This window comes from Mycobacterium sp. (assembly GCF_035274705.1).
In the GTDB taxonomy this organism is placed as follows: Bacteria; Actinomycetota; Actinomycetes; order Mycobacteriales; family Mycobacteriaceae; genus Mycobacterium.
Genome location: NZ_DATENY010000001.1, coordinates 23,944 through 30,522, shown reverse-complemented (window position 1 = coordinate 30,522; position 6,579 = coordinate 23,944). Strand labels below are relative to the sequence as shown.

6 protein-coding genes are annotated in these 6,579 nt (G+C 65.8%); all 6 read right to left on the bottom strand.

Translation table 11 applies throughout. The annotated features are described in order from the left end of the window. The coding region (locus VJV41_RS00145; protein ID WP_325329854.1) for an aldehyde dehydrogenase family protein at positions 1-637 on the bottom strand (637 nt) is incomplete at its 3' end. A 15-nt stretch (positions 638-652) separates the two neighbouring features. Then, a complete protein-coding gene (locus VJV41_RS00140) occupies positions 653-2,359 on the bottom strand; it encodes a thiamine pyrophosphate-binding protein (RefSeq protein WP_325329852.1) in 1,707 nt (568 codons plus the stop codon). A 14-nt stretch (positions 2,360-2,373) separates the two neighbouring features. Next, positions 2,374-3,333: an acyl-CoA dehydrogenase family protein gene (locus VJV41_RS00135; protein WP_325329850.1), complete on the bottom strand. Its 960-nt coding sequence runs from the start codon at positions 3,331-3,333 to the stop codon at positions 2,374-2,376. After that, positions 3,333-4,499: an acyl-CoA dehydrogenase family protein gene (locus VJV41_RS00130; RefSeq protein ID WP_325329848.1), complete on the bottom strand. Its 1,167-nt coding sequence runs from the start codon at positions 4,497-4,499 to the stop codon at positions 3,333-3,335. The genes VJV41_RS00135 and VJV41_RS00130 overlap by 1 nt, the downstream gene beginning before the upstream one ends. Further along, positions 4,496-5,413 (bottom strand): acyl-CoA dehydrogenase family protein, encoded by a 918-nt coding sequence (locus VJV41_RS00125; RefSeq protein WP_325329846.1) that lies wholly within the window; start codon positions 5,411-5,413, stop codon positions 4,496-4,498. The genes VJV41_RS00130 and VJV41_RS00125 overlap by 4 nt, the downstream gene beginning before the upstream one ends. Beyond that, positions 5,410-6,576 carry an acyl-CoA dehydrogenase family protein gene (locus tag VJV41_RS00120; protein ID WP_325329844.1) on the bottom strand — a complete coding sequence of 389 codons (1,167 nt, stop codon included), beginning with the start codon at positions 6,574-6,576 and terminating at the stop codon, positions 5,410-5,412. The genes VJV41_RS00125 and VJV41_RS00120 overlap by 4 nt, the downstream gene beginning before the upstream one ends. Positions 6,577-6,579 lie beyond the last annotated feature (3 nt).

Sequence of the window (6,579 nt, the reverse complement as noted above, 5' to 3'; positions counted from 1 at the left end):
GGCTGGAGATGGCCGCACCGACGCCGGGGCCGTCGCCGAACACCATGTTGTACACACCAGCGGGCACGCCTGCCGCGTCGAGCACCTCGGTGAAGATCTGGCCCGAATAGGGAGCCACCTCCGAGGGCTTCAGCACCATCGTGCAGCCGGTCGCCATCGCCGGGAACACCTTGCACGCGATTTGGTTGATCGGCCAGTTCCACGGCGTGATGAGACCGCACACGCCGATCGGCTCCTTGACGATCAACGCCGACCCGCGCTGCTCCTCGAACGAGAAGTTCTTCAACGCGTCGATGGCGCCCATCAGGTGGCCCAACCCCATCATCACCTGGGGGCCTGCCGCCAACGAGGGCGGTGCGCCCATCTCTTCGTGCACCGCGTCCGCGAGATCGCCGGACCGCTTCTGGTACTCGGTGGCGATGGCTCCCAGCAGATCCAGACGCTCTTCGCGGGCGCTGACAGCCCACGTCGCGAACGTCTTTCGGGCTGCCTTGACCGCCTTGTCTACGTCGGCCGCTGAGCCGATCGCGATCTTCCCCGACACCTGCTCGGTGGTCGGGTTGTCGACGTCGAGCGTCTTCGATTCGGCGGGGTCGACCCACTGGCCGTCGATGTAGAACTTCAGGTATTCACGCATAACGGTCATCCTTTTCTACTGGGTTCCTTCTGCATACCACGTCCGGAATCTGTCGTACTTCGGCATCTCCTCGGAATTCGCCGTCGGGTCGATGCACACGTGCACGACGGCGGTCTTGCCGCTGGCGTACGCCCGCTCGATCGCCGGGCTGATCTCGTCCTCCTTCTCGACGTATTCGCCGTGGCAGCCGAAGCCCTCGGCGATCTTGTCGAACCGGACATCCTTGCTCCAGTGCACGCCGGGCTGTGGCGACGGCTGCTCGAACGTGCGCTTGTAGACGCCGACCTCGAGGCCCCACTGGTGATCGACACCGACCACGCAGACGAGCGGCAGGTTCCGACGCGAGGCGGTCTCCAGTTCTGCGATGTGGAACAGAAAAGCGGAGTCGCTCGTCAGCAGCATCACCGGGCGCCTACCACCCTCGGCGACCGAGGCGCCGACGGCGTAGGGCAGGCCGGTGCCGAGGTGGCCGAAGTTCTGGTTCCAGATCACGTCGCGCGGCTTGGCCTGCGAGTAGGTCCAACCGAAGATGACGGTCGCGCCGCCGTCACGTACCAGGATGCCGTCCTTCGGGAAGGCCTTGGTTGCCTCGACGACGTAGCGGGCCGGATGGATCGGTGTCCTGCCGGTGGGCGCGTTCTCCGCGAGTTGCGCCAGCTCTTCGGCGTCCTTCTTGATCAGCACGTCAAGGTCTGAGGAAGGCTGTCTGGGGCTTTCTCGGAGGGCTTCCACCAGTTGTGGGACGACGCCGCGCAGATCGCCGACCAGGGGTACGTCGATCGGCCGGTTGACGCCGATCGCCACGGGATCCTGTTCGACGTAGATCCACTTGCGAATGTCGTTGCGCTCGGCCCAATGCCGGGTCTTGCCGTAGTGCACTGGCTCGCCGAGCTCGGTGCCCAGCGCGACGCACAGGTCGGAGGCGACCACAGCGTCGACCGCCGACGGCGAGAAGCCGTACGCGAATGTGCGGTCCTCCAGACCGGGGATGAACGACGTACCGCCCGACGTCTGGATCACCGGGCAGGCCATCAGGTCGGCGAGCTCCTTGACCGCGGCCTGGGTGCGCGACGTGTGAACGCCGTGGCCCACCAACAGAATCGGGTTGGACGCCTCGCGGATCAGCTTGGCGGCCTCGGCGACCTCGGGTGCACCCGCGCCCTGATTGACGAGCCGGTACCGGCTCGGCGGCAACGGGTCCGGCACGTCGAGCTCTTCGAGGATGACGTGCGAGGGGAACTCGACGTACGACGGCCCCGGTGTGCCGGACATGGCGCGGCGGATGGCCTCGCGGATGATCTCGTCGGTCTGATCGGCATACTCGATCGACGAGCTGTACTTCACCGACGGTGTGAATAGGCCTTCCTGCTGGACGAATTGGATGCGGCCGCGCCGCACCCGTCGCTCGGTGATGCGGGCCCGCTGACCGCCGAGGAAGATCACCGGCGAGTTCTCCACCAGCGCGCACATCATCGCGCCTGCGATGTTGGCCACTCCAGGGCCGAGAGTGCCAATACACAGGCCCGGCTTGCCCGTCATACGGGATGCCGCCTCCGCCATGAACCCGGCGCTCAGCTCGTGGTGTGGCGCCACCACCGACCAACCGCGGGCGTCCGCTTCGGTGAACATGTGCACGAAGTTCGGGTCCGGAATACCGAACAACGTGTTCACACCCTCGGCCTCGAAGAGGTCGAGAATACGTTTGTAGACGGCGACACCCATTTGTCGAAACTCCTCTATCGATAGCGCTTAGCTAGTTCTTTACGGTGAGCTGCCGGCGATCCGAACAGCGAACGGTTGAGCGTCGCGCGCTTGAGGTAGACGTGAATGCCGCTCTCCCACGTGTATCCGATGCCGCCGTGCAACTGCATCGCTTTGCCCGCAATGTCGACGGCGGCCGAGCAGCAGTAGGACTTCGCCATCGATGCGGCGACGCCGGCGTCCGCAGCGCCGTGTGCAACCGCTTCGACTGCGGCTCTGACGAGTTGGCGTGACACCGCGATCTTGGTCGCCATGTCGGCGCATGCATGCTTGACCGCCTGGAAGGAGCCGATCGGCCTGCCGAACTGCTGCCGGACCTTGGCGTAGGACACCGTCGCGGAAAGCATTGCCTCACTGAGGCCGAGGCTGTCACAGGCGATGGCGACCGCTGCCCGTTCGTGTAGCCGACGGACCTGTGCTTCGGCGTCGCCGTCGAACCTCAACACCTGTGATGTCTCGCGGCAGTTGACGGTCACTGCGGCGAGTCGGCGCGTTTCGTCGAGGACTGGTTGCACCGTCACGGTCACGGGAGCCTCGGCGACGCCGCCGTCAGCGATCACCAGTATTCGGTCGGCGCCTTCTGCGTCGGGCACAAACTCCAGCGGACCGAGCGCGACGGCCACTCTGATGGCGCCCGACGCGACATCGGCAAGAAGGCGGTCGCGGGTGTCGCTGGGCTGCAACGATTTCAAGAGGCCAACTGCCAGCACCGCGCTGCCAAGATAGTTCGTCGAACTGGCCGCGCGCCCCATCTCCTCGCAGATGACGGCTACCTCGGCGAACGTCGCACCGGCACCGCCAAGCTCCTCGGGCACTTCCAGCCCGACCCACCCGGCATCGACAAGCGTCGACCAGTCGACGGCACGCTCCTTGGCGAGCAGGTCACCGGCGACGGACCTGAGTTCGTCGTGAAATTCGTCGAATTCGTGCGCCATCAGACCACGCTCGGTTCTCGGGGCATGCCTAGCCCGCGCTCGGCGATGATGGTCCGCTGGATCTCGCTCGAACCGCCGGGAATCGTCCACTCCCATGAGCCGATGAAGTCGAGCACCCAAGCGCCGGACTCCCAGCCGCTCGACATCGGCTTCGCCAATTGGGTGTGTGCCGCCAATCCTCCCATCTCCGAACCGAAATCGGTCAATCGCTGCAGCAGTTCGCTGTAGTAGAGCTTGACGATGGACCCATCGGCCGGCCCGGCGGCTCCCCGTTCGGTGCGTTCGACCAGATCACGTGCCAGCCCACGAAGGCCGGTGATCTCGGTGTCGAACTGCGCCAGCCGGTCCAGTACCACCGCATCGTCGAGGGGACAGCTGTGCACCAGCCAGCGAAAGCCCGCGTTTCCCAGCCGCTCAGCCAACTCGAGCATCGTCATGCCGCGCTCGGCGCCAAGGGTGGCTTGCGCCACTTGCCATCCCGCGTTCTCCGCACCGAGGAGATTCGCTGCAGGAATCTCCACGTCGTGGAGGAAGATCTCACAGAAATGTGAATCCCCGATGGCGTTGCGGATGGGTCGCACCTCGACCCCGGGAGTGGTCATATCGAGCAGGAAGTACGAAATGCCATTGCGTTTGGGGGCATCCGGATCGGTGCGGGCCAGCAGCAGGCACCAGTCGGCGTGCATGCCGCCGCTGGCCCACAGCTTCTGGCCGTTGACGACGTAGGAGTCACCTGCCCGGCGCGCCGATGTCCGCAGACTCGCGAGGTCCGATCCGGCCTCCGGTTCGGAAAAGCCCTGCACCCAGATCTCGCCGTCGAGGATGGCAGGAAGGTGCCGTCTGCGCTGCTCTTCGGTGCCGGCCGCAAGCAATGTCGATGCGGCGTGGTGGATGCCGACGAACGCGAGCACCAGCCGCGGCGCATCGTGTGCGGCCAGCTCCTGATACAGCACGATCTGCTCGGGCACCGATAGTCCGCCGCCCCATTCCCGCGGCCAGTGCGGAACCGCGAAGCCCGCGGCGCGCAATTCAGCGAACCACGCCTTCTGGAAGCCGACGAATTCGTCATCGCTCGCGCCAGTCTGCCGTTGACGCCAGTCGGCGGGAACATGTTCCTCACACCAAGCGCGCACGGTCGCGCGAAACTCGTCGACATCGGCCGTCATGCGTACAGGCCCGTCAACCCGTGTCCGCCCACGCGGCGCGTCAGCAGGTCACGCGTCGCGGACAGCCCCAGTGGCAGCCGCCGCAACGGCTGGCTGTATCGGGACAGCCACGACAAGGTGGTCTCGTCGCAGAATCCGACCGCGCCATGCAGCTGGTGGCACACCCTGAACACGACCTCCGCGGCCTCAATGGCCGACATCCGCAGGGCCAGAGCATCATCGGTCGCGTCGGGTCGGCCGGTGCCGATGCTCCACAGGGCGTATTTCGCCAGGATGTCCACTCCGCTGCGCTCGACCTCCGCATCGGTCAGCTGGAACTGGACACCCTGGAATGTCGACAGCGGCTGCCCGAATTGCTTGCGCAGGCTCACGTGAGCGATGGTCAGTTCAATCGCGCGGTCGAGCATGCCCAGCAGCGTCCAACACGGCAACACGAGTCCGAGCGCGATGTCGCCCGTGCCGTTCTCGTCTATGGCGGACAGGTCGAGCTCACTGACGAAGGCCGGGCCCGCCGTCCGCTGAGCGACCACCCTGCTCCGCATGCCGCCCAAAGACACCGTCGCCCAGTGCGATTCGACTCCGCCGATCGCGGCGGAGGGACGCGTGTCAGCGACCACGACCATCCCGTCGACATCCAGGTCGATCGGTTTGGCCAGTCGCTCGGCCACCGGGTACGGCAGAGCCCAGTAGCCGACGCTGCGACACAGAGCCGCGGCGGCCTCGAGCCCGTCGGGGTCCGTGCGCGGATCGAGCTCCCACGCCCCCAGTTCGGTCAGCACAGGACCGACCAGTGATTCCCGGAGGTCCGGTTTATCTTCGGCCTGCTGCACCAGCTGGTCGCCGCCAGCAGCCTCAAACGCCCGAAGCGCCTCTCGTCCATACTCTTTGGCGTCGTCGCCGAGATCGAGAATCATCGGGCCGCCGCCAACAGGGAACGCGACAGCAGGATGCGCTGCATCTCGATGCTGCCGGATGACACGGTCGAGGCCTGCGAATACTTCCAGTGGTCCTCGACCTCGCCGAGGAACCACTTCGCACGCGGATCGTCGTGGGATACCTCTGCCGCGATGTCCATCAGGACCTCCGCGCTGTCCTGATCCAGCTTGGTGACCGCGATCCGGTACGCCGCGGCGTCACCGGGCTGGATGCGCCCACTGTTCTGCAGATCGACCACTCGATACGCCATCAGCCGGGCGCGACGGCAATGCACCAGCATGCGCACCCACCGTCCCCGCAATTCGGCTGGCAGGTCATCCCATCGGTCACCGAGAACGGTGGGCGCGGCGGCCAGCAACCGTTCGCAGCGGGCGTAGCGGGCGATGCCGACGCGCTCGAACGACATCACGTCCTGCACGATCGACCAGCCCTGATCTACCGTGCCCAAGACGTCGGCCAGGGTGACCCGCAGGTCGTCGAAGAACACCTCGTTGAGGTGGTGCGGACCCAACATGGCCCGGATCGGCCTCACCTGGATGGCGGGATCGTCCATGGACACAAGGAAAATGGTCAATCCCTGCTGTTTTTTCTGGGTTGCGCCCTCTCCCACCTTGGAGGTGCGGGCAAGCAGGAAGCACCACTGCGCCATGGTGGCGTAGGAGGTCCAGATCTTTTGGCCGCTGACACGCCAGCCGTCGCCGTCGGGCCGGGCCGCGGTCCGCAGCGACGCCAGGTCAGACCCCGCTTCGGGTTCTGAAAAGCCCTGGCACCAGATCACTTCGCCACGGGCGATGGGCGGTAAGTGCTTGCGCTGTTGTTGATCGGTGCCGTGCCGCATGATGATGGGACCGACCCAGTTCACGCCCATGTACTGGGCGCCGCGCGGCTCGTGGTGCGCCCACATCTCTTCGCGCACCACCGTCTGCTCCCACACCGACGCTTCGCCGCCGCCGAACGCCTTCGGCCATGCCAGGCACAGCAGTTCACGCTCGGCCAGCAGGCGGCAGAACCTCTGGGCCGTCTCGAGATCGGCGGGATTGTCGGTGAACGCACCCAAGAAGTGCTCGGGCACATTGTCTTTCACCAACTCCCGCAGCTCGCGGCGAAGGTCTGCGGCTTTCTCGCCCATCTCGAAGTCCATGGT